19 protein-coding genes are annotated in these 18,722 nt (G+C 33.6%); 12 read left to right on the top strand and 7 right to left on the bottom strand.

Features of this window, described 5'->3' with window-relative positions:
* Positions 1 to 43: 43 nt before the first annotated feature.
* From WC644_04755 to sdhC, 3 genes are read right to left on the bottom strand one after another with little or no spacing between them, the layout of a single operon-like run.
* Positions 44 to 235, bottom strand: a complete 192-nt coding sequence (locus WC644_04755) for a histone H1 (GenBank protein ID MFA5011245.1) — start codon at positions 233 to 235, stop codon at positions 44 to 46.
* A 57-nt stretch (positions 236 to 292) separates the two neighbouring features.
* Positions 293 to 670 carry a succinate dehydrogenase, hydrophobic membrane anchor protein gene (gene sdhD / locus WC644_04760; GenBank protein MFA5011246.1) on the bottom strand — a complete coding sequence of 126 codons (378 nt, stop codon included), beginning with the start codon at positions 668 to 670 and terminating at the stop codon, positions 293 to 295.
* A 19-nt stretch (positions 671 to 689) separates the two neighbouring features.
* Positions 690 to 1,103: a succinate dehydrogenase, cytochrome b556 subunit gene (sdhC, locus tag WC644_04765; GenBank protein ID MFA5011247.1), complete on the bottom strand. Its 414-nt coding sequence runs from the start codon at positions 1,101 to 1,103 to the stop codon at positions 690 to 692.
* 126 nt (positions 1,104 to 1,229) lie between these two features.
* Between sdhC and hisC the strand changes: the two genes are divergently transcribed.
* From hisC to WC644_04785, 4 genes are read left to right on the top strand one after another with little or no spacing between them, the layout of a single operon-like run.
* Positions 1,230 to 2,333 carry a histidinol-phosphate transaminase gene (hisC, locus tag WC644_04770; protein ID MFA5011248.1) on the top strand — a complete coding sequence of 368 codons (1,104 nt, stop codon included), beginning with the start codon at positions 1,230 to 1,232 and terminating at the stop codon, positions 2,331 to 2,333.
* A complete protein-coding gene (locus WC644_04775; protein ID MFA5011249.1) occupies positions 2,333 to 2,551 on the top strand; it encodes a DUF1858 domain-containing protein in 219 nt (72 codons plus the stop codon). The genes hisC and WC644_04775 overlap by 1 nt, the downstream gene beginning before the upstream one ends.
* Positions 2,548 to 3,066 carry a DUF2179 domain-containing protein gene (locus WC644_04780; protein ID MFA5011250.1) on the top strand — a complete coding sequence of 173 codons (519 nt, stop codon included), beginning with the start codon at positions 2,548 to 2,550 and terminating at the stop codon, positions 3,064 to 3,066. The genes WC644_04775 and WC644_04780 overlap by 4 nt, the downstream gene beginning before the upstream one ends.
* A 14-nt stretch (positions 3,067 to 3,080) precedes the next feature.
* Positions 3,081 to 3,743: a hypothetical protein gene (locus WC644_04785; protein MFA5011251.1), complete on the top strand. Its 663-nt coding sequence runs from the start codon at positions 3,081 to 3,083 to the stop codon at positions 3,741 to 3,743.
* Positions 3,744 to 3,833: 90 nt separating this feature from the next.
* On the opposite strand, the gene WC644_04790 is transcribed toward WC644_04785, so the two are convergent.
* From WC644_04790 to WC644_04805, 4 genes are all read right to left on the bottom strand, one after another.
* Complete coding sequence (locus WC644_04790) at positions 3,834 to 4,526, bottom strand: hypothetical protein (protein ID MFA5011252.1); 693 nt, start codon at positions 4,524 to 4,526, stop codon at positions 3,834 to 3,836.
* A gap of 170 nt (positions 4,527 to 4,696) precedes the next feature.
* Positions 4,697 to 5,392: a hypothetical protein gene (locus WC644_04795; GenBank protein MFA5011253.1), complete on the bottom strand. Its 696-nt coding sequence runs from the start codon at positions 5,390 to 5,392 to the stop codon at positions 4,697 to 4,699.
* Between the two features lie 76 nt (positions 5,393 to 5,468).
* Entirely contained in the window at positions 5,469 to 5,885 is a 417-nt protein-coding gene (locus WC644_04800; GenBank protein MFA5011254.1) for a hypothetical protein, read from the bottom strand.
* A gap of 168 nt (positions 5,886 to 6,053) precedes the next feature.
* Positions 6,054 to 7,283 carry a hypothetical protein gene (locus WC644_04805; protein ID MFA5011255.1) on the bottom strand — a complete coding sequence of 410 codons (1,230 nt, stop codon included), beginning with the start codon at positions 7,281 to 7,283 and terminating at the stop codon, positions 6,054 to 6,056.
* Between the two features lie 309 nt (positions 7,284 to 7,592).
* Here WC644_04805 and WC644_04810 point away from each other — a divergent pair, with 309 nt between their 5' ends.
* The 8 genes from WC644_04810 to WC644_04845 all read left to right on the top strand — a co-directional run bounded on the left by WC644_04810 (position 7,593) and on the right by WC644_04845 (position 18,688).
* The gene (locus WC644_04810) at positions 7,593 to 10,373 is read left to right on the top strand and encodes a DNA methyltransferase (protein MFA5011256.1); all 2,781 of its coding nucleotides are present in this window, start codon (positions 7,593 to 7,595) and stop codon (positions 10,371 to 10,373) included.
* Positions 10,374 to 10,600: 227 nt separating this feature from the next.
* The gene (locus WC644_04815; GenBank protein MFA5011257.1) at positions 10,601 to 12,763 is read left to right on the top strand and encodes a sensor histidine kinase; all 2,163 of its coding nucleotides are present in this window, start codon (positions 10,601 to 10,603) and stop codon (positions 12,761 to 12,763) included.
* Positions 12,764 to 12,783: 20 nt separating this feature from the next.
* Positions 12,784 to 13,446: a hypothetical protein gene (locus tag WC644_04820; protein ID MFA5011258.1), complete on the top strand. Its 663-nt coding sequence runs from the start codon at positions 12,784 to 12,786 to the stop codon at positions 13,444 to 13,446.
* A complete protein-coding gene (locus WC644_04825) occupies positions 13,443 to 14,081 on the top strand; it encodes an HNH endonuclease (protein MFA5011259.1) in 639 nt (212 codons plus the stop codon). The genes WC644_04820 and WC644_04825 overlap by 4 nt, the downstream gene beginning before the upstream one ends.
* Positions 14,078 to 15,658 (top strand): N-6 DNA methylase, encoded by a 1,581-nt coding sequence (locus tag WC644_04830; protein MFA5011260.1) that lies wholly within the window; start codon positions 14,078 to 14,080, stop codon positions 15,656 to 15,658. The genes WC644_04825 and WC644_04830 overlap by 4 nt, the downstream gene beginning before the upstream one ends.
* 781 nt (positions 15,659 to 16,439) lie before the next feature.
* A complete protein-coding gene (locus WC644_04835; protein ID MFA5011261.1) occupies positions 16,440 to 16,748 on the top strand; it encodes a TusE/DsrC/DsvC family sulfur relay protein in 309 nt (102 codons plus the stop codon).
* Between the two features lie 15 nt (positions 16,749 to 16,763).
* A complete protein-coding gene (locus tag WC644_04840) occupies positions 16,764 to 17,396 on the top strand; it encodes a hypothetical protein (GenBank protein ID MFA5011262.1) in 633 nt (210 codons plus the stop codon).
* The gene (locus WC644_04845; protein MFA5011263.1) at positions 17,393 to 18,688 is read left to right on the top strand and encodes a (Fe-S)-binding protein; all 1,296 of its coding nucleotides are present in this window, start codon (positions 17,393 to 17,395) and stop codon (positions 18,686 to 18,688) included. The genes WC644_04840 and WC644_04845 overlap by 4 nt, the downstream gene beginning before the upstream one ends.
* Positions 18,689 to 18,722: the final 34 nt, after the last annotated feature.

The raw sequence follows: 18,722 nt of genomic DNA on the forward strand, positions 1-18,722 counted from the left end.
ATACCCACTTCTAATCAGTAAGCTATAAAACTCTTTCCGTCCCTTATTCAGCTTTTGTTTTTCTTGTAATTCTAATATCCTGTATCTCTTTTCTTATTTCTGCAGCCATCTTTCTGAGATTGTTAAGTTCTTTTCTCAGTCTTGTTCCGGCAGCATTTTGATTCTTTTCATAGAATTTCTCGATATCGACTTTCATTCCGTCGAGTGTTTCCTGTAATTTAGTAAATTTCTCCATTACATCTCCTTAGTTTAAGTTTAAAATAATATAGTAAAATTAAGATTTAAAAATAATTCAATTTAATGTTATAGCATTCGGATAAGGAATCGAGAAAATTATGATATAACCCCAGGCAGTGAACGCCAGACCGAGTATTACAATGGCACTTACCAGAGTTATTTTGAGCCATGGCTCCATCTTGTAGTCTCTGAAGATTCCCCAGAGTCCGTTTAAACCGTGGTACATACCGAGCGTAAGGAAAACCAGGTCTATAATCCTGTACCATGAAAACTGCATTCTGTTCAAGACTGCCTGATATGTATGTCCCGAATCGAGGTTATAGTGCATTAGAATGTAATGGCCGATAGCAAAAACAACCAGTGCAATACCCGTGATTCTCTGCAGCATCCAGCTTTTTGAACCCGAGCTTTTTGATGATTGATATTTATACATATTATATTAAAATTAAATTTTATTTCAAAAATAAGTGTGAAAGCATAATGTATCCCATTCCAAGGAAGAGCAAAATGCCGGCTATCCAGGAGACTCTATAAAGTGTTTTGTGGTACTTAGAACCGTCGGCAAGGTCAACGAGAACTATTCTCACTCCGTTCAGTGAATGAAATAATACGAAGATAAAGAGCACCCATTCCAAAACGAGAAAAGGACCGGAAGAAAACGTGCTCATTTTTGTCTCAAACGCTGCTTTGCCATCGGTCAGTGTGCTTAATGAATAAACATGGAGGAAAAGGTATGCTATCAATGCTATACCCGATATTCTATGGTATATCCATGCCCAGTTTCCGCTGTCTTTCTTGTAAGATAGGTTTTCCTTAATCCAATCTTTCTGGTCGAATGTTTTAATGTCTTTGTAATCGTCTGTCATTGTTTGATTGAGTTTAGAATTGAAAGAAATTAAATATTTAAATCAAATATTACAATTAATTAATAACTTAAATTTTACATTTTTTAAATGCTTAATAAACATTAATTTTGTAGAAATAATCTGATTATGTTTAAAACTCCTGATTTTATTAAGAACTTAAAACCCTACATCCCGGGTAAGTCAATAGAAGAGTTACAGCGCGAATTCGGACTAAAGGAAATTCATAAGATTGCATCGAACGAAAATCCTCTCGGTCCTTCTCCAAAAGCAATTGAAGCTAAGAAGAAACTCGTGGAGGAAATTCACAGGTATCCCGATGTCGGCTCTGTCCTGCTGAGAGAAAAACTTTCGGCTAAATTTAATATTCCTGCGAAAAATATAGCGGTAGGCAGCGGTTCCGAAAGCATTATGGCAAATATTCTGCGCTGCTTCTTATGCGACGATGATGAAATTATAACCTCCGAAGCCACATTTATAGGCTTTCAGGTACTCGCTATGGGACGCAGCAATAAAACGCATTACGTTCCGATGTCAAGGGAGACGTATAAGTTCGATTTAAACGGTATTCTCGAAAGAATAAACAAAAACACAAAAATAATATACCTCTGCAATCCAAACAATCCCACGGGCACTATAATTACTAAAGATGAATTCGATGACTTCTATTCAAAAGTACCGAAAGATGTGCTTATACTTTTCGACGAAGCTTATTTCGAGTATGCGATAAATTATCCTGCATATCCTAATTCACTCGATTACAGGTATGACAATGTTATAACACTTCGAACATTCTCAAAGATTTACGGTATTGCGGGTTTACGAATCGGTTACGGATTCGCTCATGAATTTGCAGTTGAAACGTTAATGAAAACAAAGCTCCCATTCGAACCTAATACTTTGGCACAGGCAGCGGCGATTGGTGCTTTGGATGACGATGATTTTATAAACAAATCTATTACTCTTAATCAGGAAGGTTACAATTATTTTCTTAATGAATTAAGACCTCTGGAAGAAAAGGGCAAGATTAAGATAACTCCTTCCTATGCAAACTTTGTTATGCTCGATTTATTTTCTGCCGGGCGTGTAACAGATACAAATATGAAGCTATTGCAGAAAGGAGTTATTATCCGTCCGCTCACAGCTTTTGGGTTATCGAACTGCATAAGGGTCACAATGGGGCTTATGAAAGAAAACGAAGCATTCATAAAAGAATTCAGCAAAATTGTCTGATGCGTTTTACAAAAGATACAGATATGGAAGAGTTAATCCGCGTCCTGCCCGCAGCATCCAGCTATTTTGCAAAGTATAAGATCAGGGTAATGCAGGCCGGTACTGTAAGGTGGGGGTCAATAGAGCAAATCGCAAAAATGAAAGACTTCACCGACGAAGATATCGCAAAGTTTGTAAAGGAACTGAATGAGAAGTACGAAATAATGAAAACCCGATGACAGGAACCATACTTTTCGCACTAATGATAATGTTACTCCGCATTATCGATGTATCGCTCGGAACTATCCGAATGATTATCACCGTACAGGGAAAAAAGTACATAGCAGGTGCAATCGGCTTTGTAGAAGTAACAATCTGGGTCGTCGCAATCAGCAGCGTAATGTCACAGCTCGATAACTGGATTAACGTAGTTGCTTACTCATCAGGATTCGCAACCGGCACTATCCTCGGCATCACTCTCGAACAAAAACTCGGTTCAGGTTTTGTATGGCTAAATATAATATCCATGAACTTCGCCGATGATATAACAGATGTGCTTCGCCAAAACAAATTCGGAGTAACGCTCATCCCGGGCGAAGGTGCCAGCGGGGGAGTCACGGTTCTTCTTGTTTTAATACCACGCAAAAGACAAAAAGAAGTAATGCAATTAATAATAGAAATTGACCCCAAAGCATTCATCACGATGCATTCGTCCATACCTCACAGAGGCGGATACCTACACCTGAGGAAATAATTTCTCCGTTTCCGATGAATAAATTCTATGCATTACCGAAAATAGTTCTCTGGATAGTATCTATAACGCTTGCTTTTATCGGCGGTATGCCGCTCGGTATTACCATGATGTTCAGTTTTAAATTTAGTTTTCTTTACCTCCTTCTTTTTCCCGTTACTTTACCTTTAGCCGTCTGCACAATAACGCCGCTAATGAGAGTTTCGGGATATTACATTTACTACTCGCCTATGCTTCTTGGAATTAAATCTAAAAAGAAACTTGACCTGCACAACGGAACCTCTTTCGATTACATCTTATACATGAAATTAAAAGACAAAGGCATAAAAGCCCGGAACAAGTTACTATCATACTTTTTGGAAGGACTTTTAAAAATAATTCAGGAAATAGAAAACGGAAAAATAAAATCCACATTATTTATTGAAGGCACGTCATACTTCTTCAGCGATAGCACGGCAAAAAGACTCGGATTCACGCTGCAAAAGCCGCTATTACATTACCATTTTAATTTCATTCTCAATTTCATTGACCTGACTTTGATGTACTCCTACTCAAAAGGCAGATTCACAATCCCGCGGATATTCGAAATAAAACGCGCGGTTATTTCTCCATCAGAACTTTGTGCGCAAAAAGATAACCTCCGGCGTTTATTGAATATCTTAAACAACAGAATAAGTTAATTCAAGAATTATATCAAATCGTTAACGATATTCTGACTATTATTTCAATTATCCGTACCTCACAGTGATGCTGTCTCCAAACTACAAAATCTAAGATAAAGTCTTTGTTATTTGCAGTGAAATTTTTCTCATATAATTTCCGAAGCCTTTATCACCGCTGACAATACCGAAATAAAAATTTATTACGGAGTATTCTTTCATTATTGATGAAATGCGTTCTCCAATTTTTATCACAGCAGTATCGCCTTTCTTAGTTTTTACAATATTTCCTTTTAAGCCTATAAACCTGTAAGGTTCATTGCTGTTATAATCATGATAATTCAGAAAGAGTACACCGGCGATAATCGCGTTTTCTCTGAGAGAGCATGCATAAATATCATGTGTTTCATCTTCGCTCAAAGCAAACCTAAGCTCCTGACCTTTAAACTTTACCGCTTTATCCGTCTGAATTGAATCGTATAAACCGGGGATTACAGCAGGAGTATCCAATACATCTTTTCCATTAACCTTTTCGTAATTCGCTTTTTGAATTGCGTTGAAAGTACTTCCAATAGCACTTTTGTGCGTCTCCCATAGTGCTTTCAGTTCAGGAACACTGTTAATGCACTTTGCAAGTTTCGTGCTCATACCAAATTTCTGCCTTCTAACAATATCATTGTATGAAGGATTATCTTTTCTTATTCCCGCTGACCGCACGAATGATTTACCATTTTTAGTAAAGTAAACCAACGTTCCGACCTTACCGGAAATTCTGCCTGTTGAAAAATATTTTATTCTTGCCATTTTATTATGTTTTTAAGTTTTAAAAAATTAATTAAATTAAATTGTCTCGAAAAGCAAACGTATGTTTGCAAAAAAGGGGTATTGCCCCCTTAAAAAGGGGCAATACTCTTGGTTAAGTTCATCTGCTTTGAAATCTGAATGTGCACCTTTTGTTTTCATCGCTTTTGAACTTAAGAAATAAATGTGTTAGAAAAATGCACCGATTTGCCATTCTCATCCGACGTTACCAATATCAGAAACGTTTTATGCGTATCGTATGCGTTGTAAATAGTTTGTTTCGTTGAGATTATCGGTATAGTGAAGCTCAACGGATTTGCCAGATTAAGAACTACGTTTGGCGAAAGAAAAGTCATGAACCTGTTAGAAACCTGAGTTCCGTTCACAGGGTCGTATAAATGCATCACACAGCCGAGACGAATAAACTTCTCAACTGCTAAATCCAGACCTTCGTTTAGACCGATTGGGTCGAGCGTGACGCTTATTTCCGTTCCGTCAATGGCAACATCTGTTGGGACAATACTGAAACCGAAATCCGGTGCAAGAAAAGTTTCGTCGAGAACCGCCGTCGTTGAAATGGTCTTGTAAGAGACCTTTGCAATCTTGGCTATAGTCGGGATTCTTTTTGTCACCCCTTCCGGAGTAAAGTCGTTCCAGAATTTTCTAAGCATCGATAAATCATAGAGTGCCTTCGAAAATTTCATACACATCTTGAATCTATTTCTTCTTTCAATCGTTTCTGCAGATGGTTCATTCAAAGTACGATGGGGTAATCTTGAAACGTATGCCTCACCGAAAAGCATTTTAAATACCTGAGGACCTAAAGCCCCCCTCAGGGTTCCGAGGTGTTGATCATTCAACTTAGCCATTGTAGAGCTCCTTTCTGTTTAAGTTTTAAGCTAAATATTTGTATTACTGATAAGAAATTACTCGTATTCATTTTGTTTAATATTTAATGTTTTTAAAAAATATCTTAATATACTTTTGTGCTGTTATAGCTTCCAACATGGGCGGACTTTTTCCGGTGTATCGGGGATTACCTCCCCATTTTAAAGAATTGATTGAATTAATAGACATTGAAAATGCATATTTCAATATGTTTCTATATGAGAGGTATATGAAAGCTATATAAGAGCTATATGCCGTGTATATGGAATCCATATAAAGTCTATATGAAGTCAATATGAAAACATCACCGCTTAAATTAGAGAAACTGCTAAATATGCAAGCAGGGAAATGAAAAACTATAGTAACCAGAGAATGCAGTGTGTCATTTTCCAAGAACATCTTTTTTGATGTATCTCCTTTATTTTCTCTTATCCTTTCTATTCCTTTGTTTTCTTTCAATGCTTTCATTTTCATTTTGCATGTACAATTTTATTTTATTGTTATACAAAATTACCATGAAAGATTTGGGGATACCATTGTACATCGTGGAAAACATGATTGCCAAGGATTGACAATGATTTTATTTTACAGATGAATAAGCAGTAAGGCTTATCAACATTGGGATTAGAGTGATATTATGTATTACTTCTTTTTAGAGAGGGGAGTCTTCTTTTCGCTTAATTCATCTCTTTTTGATTTAAGTGAGTCAATAACTCTCTCAACTTTATGGGATTTACTCGGCTTATTATTTTTGTTTAATTTATAGTTTGACTCAGCAGTACCGGCTTCTTTTGCAGAATAAATAGCTTTGTTTTTCTTGTAAAACGATTGTTCAATAAAATCTCTTCTTAATTCATAATCACTGCTGTTAATAAATCCTTCATCAAACAATTGTTTCATTAAATACGGAAGAAGAACATCGTCGCCTTGCCAATGAAGACGGATAGTGTCTTTTTTAGGTTCAAGAGGAGCGGCTGCAACAGACGATTGTTTAGCAAATGATTCATTTTCCATTTTTTGCTTCTCTTTGTAGAAATCAATTTCAATTGCAAGATATCTCAATAATGATTGTATAGCACCATTCGGGATTAAATTTTCATTCTGCAATGCTTCCTTTTTTACATGCATCAAATAAATTATTGCATCCTGTGAGTTTCCTTTATTTTTAGCAATTTCTTTTATTCCGATGATATCAAATCTGCATAATGATTTGTCAATTTTAAATAATTCAGGTTCATCTTTTTCAGTATTTGTATTGAGAATGTTTTTCTCATTCATACGTTCCGGGAATCTTTCCAATGTGTATTGTAATCTTTTCAACTCACTATATAAATCATCCTCATTAAGTAATATATCTATTTCTTGAGGTGTCATCTTTTTTGAATGCAACCCATGAAAATATTCTGTTCTATTACGAATCATAAAATAGATATAGCCTAATTTATCTATAGTCAACGTATCAATGTATTGTAGTATCTTTTCCTTATTAAAATTAAATACGGGATAGTCTTTTATTATCAGACTATGGTTTTCCTTAAATGATTTATCAAGTTTTTTGATTTCCTTTCGAACGAATGGCAGGAGTTTTCCATCTATTAATCTTAAAAACTTTATATATTCTGACATTGAAATGTGTGTCTGGTATTTATCTGTACTGGGAATATATGGTATCGGAAAGAATTTGTGTCCCAGGTTTTTAGATTTTATATAATTACCAAGATTTTTGTCTTGTACTCTATAACATACAAAAATGAATTCGGAATAAAGTTCTTTCAGATAGTCTAATTTAAGTTTGTTAGATGGTAATGATTTAAGATAATCTTCTATTTCATTTATTTCAAAAAATACAGGAATGTTAGGATTGGTAATCATAATACAATTTTATCATTCAATTATTTAAAATAATTGTTCAAAGAAATAAATAACTAAATTAAAATATATCTTTTATTTATTTGATAACTTATCAAAAAGATTCAATTATTTCAACGTATTTTTTTGAGATACATTTATTGATAAAAGATGTAGATTTGACATAGAAAATTAAACTTGAATATTGACAAATTTCATTCAAATTGCAACAAAGCACCATGCAGACAGATTATAAATTTATAAAGATAAAAAACTCTATTCCATAACTTCTAAAAAATAAAATTACTATTTTAAATAAACCAATAACAGCATATGCCTCTTAGTTGGAACGAAGTTAAAAAACGTGCGCTTGAATTTTCTAAAGAGTGGGAAAATCAAATCAGCGAAAAAGCAGAAGCGAAAACCTTCTGGGATGAATTCTTTTCCATTTTTGGTATCTCACGCAAGCGTGTTGCCTCTTTCGAAGAACCCGTTAAAAAACTCGGAGATAAGCAGGGCTACATAGATTTATTCTGGAAAGGTGTTCTTTTAATCGAGCACAAATCTAAAGGCAAAAACCTCGACCGTGCATACACTCAGGCACTCGATTATTTCCCGGGTATTAAAGAAGAAGAGCTTCCCAAATATGTTCTCGTTTCAGATTTCAATCGTTTCCGTTTGTACAATCTCGAAGAAAACACAGAGCATGATTTCACTCTGGATGATCTTCACAAAAACATTCATCATTTCGATTTCATACTCGGCGTAAAAAAACAGACTTATAAAGATGAAGACCCTGTAAATATTCTTGCCGCTAATCTTATGGGCAAACTGCACGACGCTCTGAAAAGCAATAACTACGAAGGACACAAACTTGAAGTCCTGCTCGTTAGAATCCTGTTCTGTCTTTTTGCCGATGATACAGGTATTTTCCCCCGCGGACATTTTGATTATTATATTCGCAATAAAACTAAAACAGATGGCTCCGACCTCGGCAGCCAGCTTTCTCATATTTTCCAGATTCTAAACACTCATGAAGATAAAAGACAGGTAAATCTCGACGAGGATATTAATGCCTTCCCTTACGTCAACGGCGATTTGTATAAAGAGTACCTCGAAATTCCTTCATGCGATTCGGACATGAGAAATATTCTTCTCGAATGTTGTTCTTTCGATTGGAGCAAAATTTCTCCTGCTATATTCGGCTCTTTATTTCAATCTGTCATGGATAAACAAAAACGTCGCGACCTCGGCGCTCACTATACATCCGAAAAGAATATACTGAAAGTTATAAACGGTCTATTTCTCGATGAATTAAAAGAAGAATTTGAAAAATGCAAATCAAACGAAAACAAACTCCGTCTTTTTCACGATAAAATTGCATCATTAAAATTTCTCGATCCTGCATGCGGCTGTGGAAACTTTCTCATAATTGCATATCGCGAATTAAGATTGCTCGAATTAGAAATATTAAAACACTTATTTACTTTCTCCCGCAAAGAAATATTGTCTGATGGAAAACAAGGCGAGATAATAGAATCAAACATTCAAATGCGTTTTGAGGCTAAAGAAATAAGCAAAATAGACGTTGACTGTATGTACGGTATCGAAATCGAAGAATTCCCCTCACGCATTGCCGAAGTCGCAATGTGGCTCATAGACCACCAGATGAACACAAAACTCTCGATTGAGTTCGGCGAATACTTTGCACGTATCCCTTTAAAAAAATCCCCTCATATAGTCAATGGAAACGCACTCCGATTCGATTGGAACAGCATAATCCTCAAAGAACAATGCAGTTACATACTCGGAAATCCGCCGTTTATAGGTAAGAAAAGACGAGATGAGGAACAGAATAAAGATATGGATTTAATATTCAATGGAATTAAAAATTATGGTGTTCTTGATTATGTTTGTGCATGGTATATAAAGGCAACTGAGTATATTAAAAATGTAAATATCAAAGTTGCATTCGTTTCTACTAATTCTATTTCTCAGGGAGAACAAGTCGGGATTCTATGGTCATATTTATTAAGCCAGAATATTCATATAGATTTTGCACATCGCACTTTTAAATGGGATAACGAAGCAAAAGGAAAAGCCGCTGTTCACGTGATTATTATCGGTTTTGCAAATTATGACACAAAGAACAAAAGATTATTCGATTACGAAGACATAAAAGCAGACCCTGTCGAAATTAAAACAAATAGGATTAATCCGTATTTAGTTGATAGTGATAATTTATTATTTCTATCTCGCAATAATTCTCTTTGTGATGTTCCAGATATAACATTCGGAAGTATGCCTAACGACGATGGTAATTTTCTGTTTACAGATGAAGAAAAAAATCAATTTCTAAAAGACGAACCCAATGCAATTAAATTCATTAAACCATTGATAAGCGGTCGTGAATTCTTACATAATGAAAAACGTTGGTGTTTATGGTTGGAAGATATAAAACCATCCGAAATAAAGGAATTACCCGAAGTTGAAAAGAGAATTCAAAAAGTAAAAACTTATAGGTTGAAAAGTAATCGTGAGGCGACAAGAAAATTATCATCATATCCGTACCTTTTTGGTGAAATAAGACAACCTAAATCAGATTTTATTCTGATACCATTAACATCCTCTGAAAATAGAAAATTTATACCGATAGCGTTTTTAAGCAAAGATAATATTGTAAACAACACTTGTAGTGTAATTCCAAATGCAAATTATTATCATTTTGGAGTTATAACATCTACTATGCATATGGCTTGGGTTAGACAAATTTGCGGAAGAATGAAAAGTGACTATAGATATTCAAATAATTTAGTATATAATAATTATCCTTGGCCGGATAATCCATCAGAAGAAAAGACAAAAAGAGTTGAAGAAGCAGTCGGTAATCTCTTATCCGTCCGTGATGAATTCAAAAACGAATCACTCGCCAACCTCTACGACCCGCTCTCTATGCCAAAGAAACTCGTTGACGCTCATAACAAACTCGACAAAGCCGTCGACCTCTGCTATCGTCCCCAGCCCTTCCCAAACGAACTCTCACGCCTCGAATTCCTCTTCGAATTATATAAGAAATACACCGAACCAATTCTTATAGTAAAGAAGAATAAATAGTGTAATGAAAGACAGTTTATAAATGTATCTTAATTGTAAAATTACATAAAACAAAATTATCTGATAAATGAAAATAGAATTCATGTATATAAGTCTGTTCTGAATTGTATAAGAATTAAGTTTAATTTATTTTTAAACAATTTTAATGAGAAAATAAACTTTGTCAAAAAATAATATTTCACTGGATAAATTGATAAATAAACTAGTTAAAATTACTTAATAAAATAATGAGTAAAAAGTTTTCTATAGATGCGCGGGTAATACTTCAATTGGGTCGAGATAGTATTAAGGACCATACTACGGCATTAATTGAATTGATTAAAAATAGTTATGATGCAGATGCTAAAATAGTTGAAGTTGAGATATATTCCAGAGAAACAAAAGATATTATTAGGGTAGCAGATAATGGTTTTGGTATGACCGATACTGAATTAGAAGACAATTGGTTAAGGATTGGTTTTTCCGAGAAGAAGAAAAACAAAAATAGCACTTTAGGAAGAAGAAAAACTGGAGAAAAAGGAATAGGAAGAATAGCTGCGGACAGATTAGGTTCAAACCTTAATATGATAACTAAATCAAAAAATGAGAAAGTTATTGGAATAGAAGTTAAATGGGATGAATTTGATGTTGACAAGAAAGTAGTGACTGATATTGAATTAATAGAATTAGAAAATCCTACTATTAAAATTCCACAAAAAGAAGATGAATTATCTGAAACGGGCACTGAAATAATTATTAAGAACCTTAGACAAGAGTGGACAAAAGAAAACATTAATGATTTGTATAGAGAGCTATCTTTTTTTACCCCTCTATCGCATGATGACAGTGAATTTCAGATTAGATTAATTAATGACATTGACCCATCAATTCCTAAAGAAGTCAAAACTGCAATTTATGAAGTCGCAGAAATCGAAGTAACCTTGCATTATGATGGGAAAGAAGAATTAATTTATGAATACAAAAATAAGATAGATGCAAGAAGAAATAAAATAAGAATCATTAACAGAGATCAATTTATGCAATCAGAGTATGCAGGTTCTCTTAATACAGGACCTGTTGATATTAAACTTTTATTTTTTCCAAGAAAAGCCGCTTTGTTAGAAGGTACTTCTTTTAAATTAAGCGATTTAAGAACTTTCCTAAATATCAATGCTGGGGTTAAAATCTATCGAGATAATATTGCTGTTAAACCTTACGGATTTGTAAATAGTGAATTTGGTTTTGATTGGATGGGGCTCGGTGCTAGAAAAGCAGAAGATCCTGCTGGAATAAGCAGACCAAGTTATAAAATTACACCAAATCAATTGGTAGGTTTTGTAAATGTATCACGAGATGAAAACCCTAAAATTAATGATAGTGCATCGAGAGAAGGATTAGTTGAAAATGAAGCTTTTGAGGATTTAAGAGCTTTAATCTTATCAACGATTAGGTTACTTGAAACTTATAGATATGAAATAATAAAAGAGACTTCTAAAAAACCAGAAAAGAAACCAGCTCATGATAGCATTCATTATATTACCGAAAAATTGAATTCCGTTGTTAATGATTTAGAAAGTGTAAAACAATATCTCAGTAAGCATAAAGACTATAAAGGAAGCTCTATTTCAAACACTGTTATAAGAGTTAATGAAGCTATTGAGGAGACAGAAAGAACAATTGAAGAACTACTAGAAGAAAAAAGAGTATTAAGTGCTTTGGCTACTCTTGGTATTGCATCTGCAGTATTTGGTCATGAGACAGAAAGTTCAATTAATGAATTTAAATTAGCAGCAAAAACTTCAAGAAGTTATCTTTCCAAAAAAAACCCAGATATTGAAATTGCATTAATTGAACTTGATAAGGCAATTCAACATTCTAAAATAATCTCTGGTTGGGGCACATTTGCTTTATCAAGAGTTGAAAAAGAAAAGAGGGTAAAGCGTGAGAGAAGGATTAAACCGATAATTAATAAAGTTTTAGATCAAATAAAACCCAGTCTTGACGGAATTGGAGTTGAACTAATAAAAGAGATAGAAAATGTTGTTGCAAAAACATACCCAATGGATATTGAATCTATTATCCTTAATCTCTTGACAAACGCATATAGTGCTGTTCCAAATAGTAAAAGAAATAGAGTAATTAAAGTAACATTAAAGAATGAATATATTAATGATAAAAAAGGATTCTCCTTGACTGTTTCAGATAGTGGACCGGGCGTTGCAAAAGAATTCATTAATAGTATATGGGATCCTCTATTTACAACAAAAATCGGCAAATCAGATCAAAGAAGCGGGACAGGATTAGGTTTGACTATTGTCAGATCAATTGTAGATGAGATGGAAGGCGAAATTACTCTTAATAAAGATGAAGAATTAAAAGGGGCAAAATTTAATATTTGGTTACCAAAATAATAATTTATAATTTATAATATATGAAATCAATTGGAATAATAGATGACAGAACAGATGTCCTTGAAACAACATCAAATGCTATCAGGAGTGTCTTAACCGATGAATTTCAGGATTGGTCTTTAATTGCGACGCAACCATTCGAGAAGTTAGATGAATACAGATCATGGATTATTGAAAATGATTTGGGAGTAATTGTAATTGATCAGAAATTGAATGAAAATAAAGTTAAAGAAAAATATTTCTCACCTTTCCTTGGAAATCAAATAATTAATAATATTTGGGGAAATTTTAAGGATCTACCAATTTTTGGGTTAACTAATTATTCTGTTGAAGCAATGAATGATGTGAAAGCTATTACTTATGACATTATTGAAAGACCAAAATTTACTTCAAATATTGAAACATATGTTCGAATGTTCGTGAAATCTGGAGAGAATTTTTATAAACTTAATAGGGACAAATTAGAAAGACTATCGGAGTTAGCAGAAATCATTGCTTTGGGCAATGCTACGGATAGAGATAAGACCGAAGCAAAGGGATTACAATTAGATTTGCAAATTCCTCATTTTGCTTCTGATGCAATTTCGCATGAAGAGTATATAAGGAAACTTGAAAAGAATTTAAATGAAATCAAAGATTTTAAGAGCAAAATTGAGGATTATATAAAGAAGCAAAATCAATGAAGTATTATCAGATAAAAAAAGAGATTAAAAATAAACCCAAAACAGGTGATTATTCAGATTGGAAGCATCCAATATCCGTGGAATGTAAAAATCAATGTGTATATTGCACAATTATTGAGAAAAAATTTGGTGGAATAAGAAATTTTCATGTTGAACATTATAGACCAAAAAGTCTTTTTCCCGCCTTGGAAAATGAATGGTCAAATTTGTTCTTTTCTTGTTCTATTTGTAATTGTTTCAAAAGTAATGATTGGCCAAATGAACCTGATAATACATGGTCTCAAAAATGTTACCCGGATCCCAGCCAAATTGACTATTCAACAATATTAGAATGGTCTGAAAAAACTAATTATAAATTAGAAGGGAAAAATATATCAGCAAATTATATAATTGAAAAGTTATTTTTAAATAGACCACAGCTGTTGCTAGAACGAAAAGAATATACAATAATTAACATTATTTTTGTGGAACTAACTAATATTAACAACTTAATAGACAACATTTGCAATTCTAAAATAACTGATTCTGATCTTTGTAATTTATTTAGGGACATGGCAAAGATGTATTTTGATTTATTAGCAGATATGAATTCAAATTATATCCCTTATACAGAATCTCAAGTGAAAAGAAGTTGAATCAAAAGAAAACTGGCTCATACTACACACCAAAATTAATTACTGATTTCTTGATTAATCACGTATCCTTAATTCTTAAAACTAAATATTTGTCAATTTTAGAACCAAGTGCAGGTGACGGTGTTTTTGTAAAATCTATATTTAAACATCATGACTTATATAACAGAATTAAATCATTATTTGCTGTTGAAATCAATAGAAAAGAATTAGATAAACTTGGTAAAGAAATTATAAGCAAACGACTAAAACTTATAAATGAAGATTTTTTAAAGTTTCAGAAAGATAGCAAAAAAACCTTTTCTTTGGTTGTTGGTAATCCACCTTATATAAAGAAAAAGTTTCTTACCCAAAAACAAATTCGGCTATGTGAAGAAATTCATAATGATTCGTTATTGTCAAATCATAAGATAAATAATATTTGGACAGCTTTTCTTGTACGATGTATTAAATTTGTAGATGATATCGGTATATTAGCTTTAATACTACCTTCTGAATTTATGCAGGTTAAGTTTTCAACCGAATTAAGAGCATTAATATTAAAAGAATTTGAACGAGTCGAAATTTTCACATTCAATGAATTACTTTTTAAAGAATGCAAAGGCCAGGACACTTTACTTTTAATATGTGAAAGAAAATCAATTAATAAAGGATTGTTCTTTGCCAACATTAACAAAGTTGAAGACCTAGAGAAAAAGAACTTTGCTCTTTCTAAAAGAATAGACATTAAAGAATCAAAATGGACTTATCATCATTTAGAAAACGACGAAATTGAGTTAATTCAAAGATTAAAGGATAAATTTAAAACTGTAAATCATTATTGTTCTTCAAAAGCGGGAATTGTTACTGCAGCAAATGATTATTTCATAGTTGACGAAGAGACAGTTAATCGTTATTCATTATATAATTATGTTAAACCAATTATTCAAAAAGGATTCTTTGTTAATGGTAGTGTTTTGTTCAGGAAAAAAGATTTTAATGATTTAAGAAAAGAAAGTAAGCCTATATATTTAATTGATTTAAATGTCATAGATAAAAATAATCAAATTGGGGAGTATTTAAAAATTGGAGTAAAGTTGGGAATACAGAACAGGTATAAAACTTCAATTCGTAAAAACTGGTATTCAATACCGAATATTCAAACTCCTTCCGATGGTTTATTTTTTAAGCGTTGCCACGAATACCCAAAATTAATTATAAACAAAGCTAAAGTTTATGCAACCGATAGTGCTTATTTAGTTACAATGAGAAATGGCTACAACATTCAAGATTTAGTATTTTCCTTTTACAATTCATTAACCCTTTTATTCAGTGAGTTAAATGGAAGATTCTACGGGGGCGGTGTTTTAGAATTAACACCAAATGAATTTAAACAACTTCCAATCCCTTATGCAACAATTTCGAGAAATGAATTCAAGAACTACACAAGAGAATTTTCCAATAAGTCTTCAATTTTAGATATCTGTAATAAATATAATTATTTTATTTTAAAATCTGCAATTCCTAAAATCAGTGGCGATGATATTAGGAAAATTATAGATATTAAAGCAAAATTATTTGCAAGACGTCATAAAAACTAATATCAACTTTATTGAATTCTGCAATTAATTCAAAAAGATTATCCAACCTCATTTAACAAAAACCATACTCTTTATAATATATTTATCCTTTCATTTTTGTTATCATTTTTCATAACTCTTCTGCATAATTAGCCTTTCCATTACTGTCCTTCCTTATTCTTTTCTCAAGGTTTACAGGATTTACGCTATCCTTGGTTTATAAAACAGAATAAAAGGCATTTTTCCGTTTCATAGCGTTAATAGCAATATTGAAAACAATTTATATTTCAACGACTATGTCATAATAATCTAAAATAAGTTCCCAGAATTATCATCTCATTTCTATGCATAAAAATCTGTAATTCCATATTCCTCCACCTTTAAATTTTCTATTGCAAGATAAAAATAATTATTTTATTCGTATTATTTGCTATGAAATGCAACATCCGTGAAAGGAGAAATGGCAGTAAACTGTGATGAAAGAGCCGTGACAGCGTGACGCGTGACGGAGTGAGGACAGGAATAGGATAAGATCCCCGATAAGATCACTCGGGGATGACAGCTTTAAAGAGGAGTGAGTAGGTGAGTTAAGAGCAGTGAGTAGGTGAATAGGTGAGTAGGTGAGTTAAGAGCAGTGAGTAGGTGAGTTAAGAGCAGTGAGTAGGTGAATAAGTGAGTAGGTGACATAGATGCCTGCGAAATTATTAATTTGTGAATTTAATATTTAATATATTATTACTATGTTAAATGATTATTATTAGATATCTCATTTAAAATTTATTACCCTCAAATCAATTACAATATGGAAATAGATGGAAAAGTATTTCAGGTGGATGGTGACGGATTTTTATCAGACCCCCTTATCTGGAATGAAGAAGTGGCAAAATTATTTGCTAAGTATGACGGAATCGGAGAGCTGACCGAAAAACACTGGGCAATTGTAAATTTTATACGCAAAAATTGGGAAGAAAAAGGTATGGCACCAATGATTCGGTCTATTTGTCAGGTAACAGGCGTCAGGTTGAAAGAAATATATGAGTTGTTTCCCCTTGGTCCTGCTCGCGGTGCATGCCGGGTTGCAGGTTTACCAAAACCTGATGGATGTGTTTAGAAAAATTGAATTAATATGACTTTATATAAAGCAATTTCACTTTCAGCATTTCTGATTTGTCTTATAGTATTGAGCTATCATTTTTTAAGGCTAATCAGACTTGGCTCACCGAAAGATTATTCTGCTAAAAGAGGCAACCTTAATGCTGCAATAGGTTATTCTTTTACGGGAGCAATGAACCCGTTAAAAAAAGAGTCTGCATTTTTACATTTACCGACATATACAGCAGGTCTTCTGTATCATACGGGTACTTTTGTATGTTTTGCTCTTTACTTATTGTTACTTTTTGATATCGGTTTTACAAATACAATACAATGGATTTTAGTATGTTTTTTAGCTGCATCAAGTCTGAGCGGTTTGGGTATATTTGTGAAACGAATTGTATTAGGAAAACTAAGAAATCTTTCTAATCCTGACGACTACGTATCAAATTTGATAGTTACGGGTTTTCAGATATTGACTCTGATTGTGCTTGTGGAAGAATCTTTTTCACCTTACTATTTTATATGCATCAGTTTATTGTTTCTATATCTGCCTCTTGGAAAGCTTAAGCATTCATTGTATTTTTTTGCTGCGCGTTATCATCTTGGATTTTTCTATGGATGGCGGGGAATCTGGCCATTAAAAAGCAGGGGGCATATCGGATGAAAAATATAAATGAAAAAAGAGATGAAGCTCTTAAGGTTTTTTCAGAAAAACAAGACAGTAAACTTATTTCATACCTTAACAGCTGCGTTCATTGCGGGCTGTGTGCGGAGAGTTGTTTATATTATCTCGCGACAAAAGAAGAGAAATACATTCCCGCTCACAAGGTAGAACTAATCTCTTCCCTTTACAGGCGTTATTGTACATTTACGGGAAAACACTTTCCCGGGCTTACGGGTGCGAGGGAGTTAGATGAAGCAATGACCGAAGAAATGACAGACCAGTTGTTCGGTTCGTGTACATTATGCGGACGATGCACTAAGCATTGTTCTATAGGCATTGATATTGCCTACCTCGTAAGACAGGGAAGAGGAATGCTTTCAGCGATGGACCTTGTTCCCGCGTCACTGCAATCGACGGTTAATGCTGCGATTAACTCGGGTAATAATATGTCTATTCCGACAGAAGAATTCACTGATACATTATCGTGGTTAGAAGATGAACTTAAAGCCGAGGTGGACGACCCACAGGCTTCAATACCGCTTAATGTACCTGATGTTAATGTACTTTATACACTAAATCCGCGCGAGCCGAAATTTTTCCCGCTTTCAATTACAGCGATGGCAAAGATATTCTATGCGGCAAAAGAAAGCTGGACGCTGTCAACTGCAATGTATGACGTTACAAACTACGCTTATTTTACGTCCAACCCTGATGAGGCAAAAACAATTTCCCAAAGATTATATGACGAAGTGCTGAAATTAAATGCAAATCGTTGTGTGCTTGCTGAATGCGGTCACGGTTCAAGAGCGTTCCGCTGGGAAGGACCAAATTATATTCAAAAGTCATATCCTTTTGATGTACTCACTTCAGTTGAGTTAATTGCAGAATATATACAAAATGGGAAGATAAAACTTGACAAAGAAATGAATAAGGAGATAATAACGCTTCACGATCCGTGTAATTTAGTGAGGGAAGGCGGCATTATCGAACAGCAGCGATACATTCTGAAACATGCAGCCAGCAGGTTTATTGAAATGACTCCGAGCGGCACAGAAAATTTTTGCTGCGGAGGAGGGGGAGGCCAGCTTGCAATGAGTGAATATAATGAGCGGCGAATGAAAATTGCAGAGATAAAAGCAGAGCAGATACGTAAAACGGGGGCATCAGTTGTAGTAACGCCCTGTCATAATTGTGTTGACCAGCTGATGCAGATTGAAAATAAGTTTAAGCTTGGGGTGCAGGTAAAAACCCTTTCTGAAATTGTTGCAGACGCAATTGTTCTTGAAAAATAAAAATTAAAACGTAAATCATATAAAAGCTAAATTA

The sequence above is a fragment of the Ignavibacteria bacterium genome (genome assembly GCA_041649015.1).
Classification (GTDB): domain Bacteria; phylum Bacteroidota; class Ignavibacteria; order Tepidaquicellales; family Tepidaquicellaceae; genus CAIKZJ01.

What these genes read in the sequence shown, in the direction of transcription:
- WC644_04755 (MFA5011245.1), bottom strand. Translation starts at nt 235, where the DNA reads ATGGAGAAATTTACTAAATTACAGGAAACACTCGACGGAATGAAAGTC.
- sdhD (MFA5011246.1), bottom strand. Translation starts at nt 670, where the DNA reads ATGTATAAATATCAATCATCAAAAAGCTCGGGTTCAAAAAGCTGGATG.
- sdhC (MFA5011247.1), bottom strand. Translation starts at nt 1,103, where the DNA reads ATGACAGACGATTACAAAGACATTAAAACATTCGACCAGAAAGATTGG.
- hisC (MFA5011248.1), top strand. Translation starts at nt 1,230, where the DNA reads ATGTTTAAAACTCCTGATTTTATTAAGAACTTAAAACCCTACATCCCG.
- WC644_04775 (MFA5011249.1), top strand. Translation starts at nt 2,333, where the DNA reads ATGCGTTTTACAAAAGATACAGATATGGAAGAGTTAATCCGCGTCCTG.
- WC644_04780 (MFA5011250.1), top strand. Translation starts at nt 2,548, where the DNA reads ATGACAGGAACCATACTTTTCGCACTAATGATAATGTTACTCCGCATT.
- WC644_04785 (MFA5011251.1), top strand. Translation starts at nt 3,081, where the DNA reads ATGAATAAATTCTATGCATTACCGAAAATAGTTCTCTGGATAGTATCT.
- WC644_04790 (MFA5011252.1), bottom strand. Translation starts at nt 4,526, where the DNA reads ATGGCAAGAATAAAATATTTTTCAACAGGCAGAATTTCCGGTAAGGTC.
- WC644_04795 (MFA5011253.1), bottom strand. Translation starts at nt 5,392, where the DNA reads ATGGCTAAGTTGAATGATCAACACCTCGGAACCCTGAGGGGGGCTTTA.
- WC644_04800 (MFA5011254.1), bottom strand. Translation starts at nt 5,885, where the DNA reads ATGAAAATGAAAGCATTGAAAGAAAACAAAGGAATAGAAAGGATAAGA.
- WC644_04805 (MFA5011255.1), bottom strand. Translation starts at nt 7,283, where the DNA reads ATGATTACCAATCCTAACATTCCTGTATTTTTTGAAATAAATGAAATA.
- WC644_04810 (MFA5011256.1), top strand. Translation starts at nt 7,593, where the DNA reads ATGCCTCTTAGTTGGAACGAAGTTAAAAAACGTGCGCTTGAATTTTCT.
- WC644_04815 (MFA5011257.1), top strand. Translation starts at nt 10,601, where the DNA reads ATGAGTAAAAAGTTTTCTATAGATGCGCGGGTAATACTTCAATTGGGT.
- WC644_04820 (MFA5011258.1), top strand. Translation starts at nt 12,784, where the DNA reads ATGAAATCAATTGGAATAATAGATGACAGAACAGATGTCCTTGAAACA.
- WC644_04825 (MFA5011259.1), top strand. Translation starts at nt 13,443, where the DNA reads ATGAAGTATTATCAGATAAAAAAAGAGATTAAAAATAAACCCAAAACA.
- WC644_04835 (MFA5011261.1), top strand. Translation starts at nt 16,440, where the DNA reads ATGGAAATAGATGGAAAAGTATTTCAGGTGGATGGTGACGGATTTTTA.
- WC644_04840 (MFA5011262.1), top strand. Translation starts at nt 16,764, where the DNA reads ATGACTTTATATAAAGCAATTTCACTTTCAGCATTTCTGATTTGTCTT.
- WC644_04845 (MFA5011263.1), top strand. Translation starts at nt 17,393, where the DNA reads ATGAAAAATATAAATGAAAAAAGAGATGAAGCTCTTAAGGTTTTTTCA.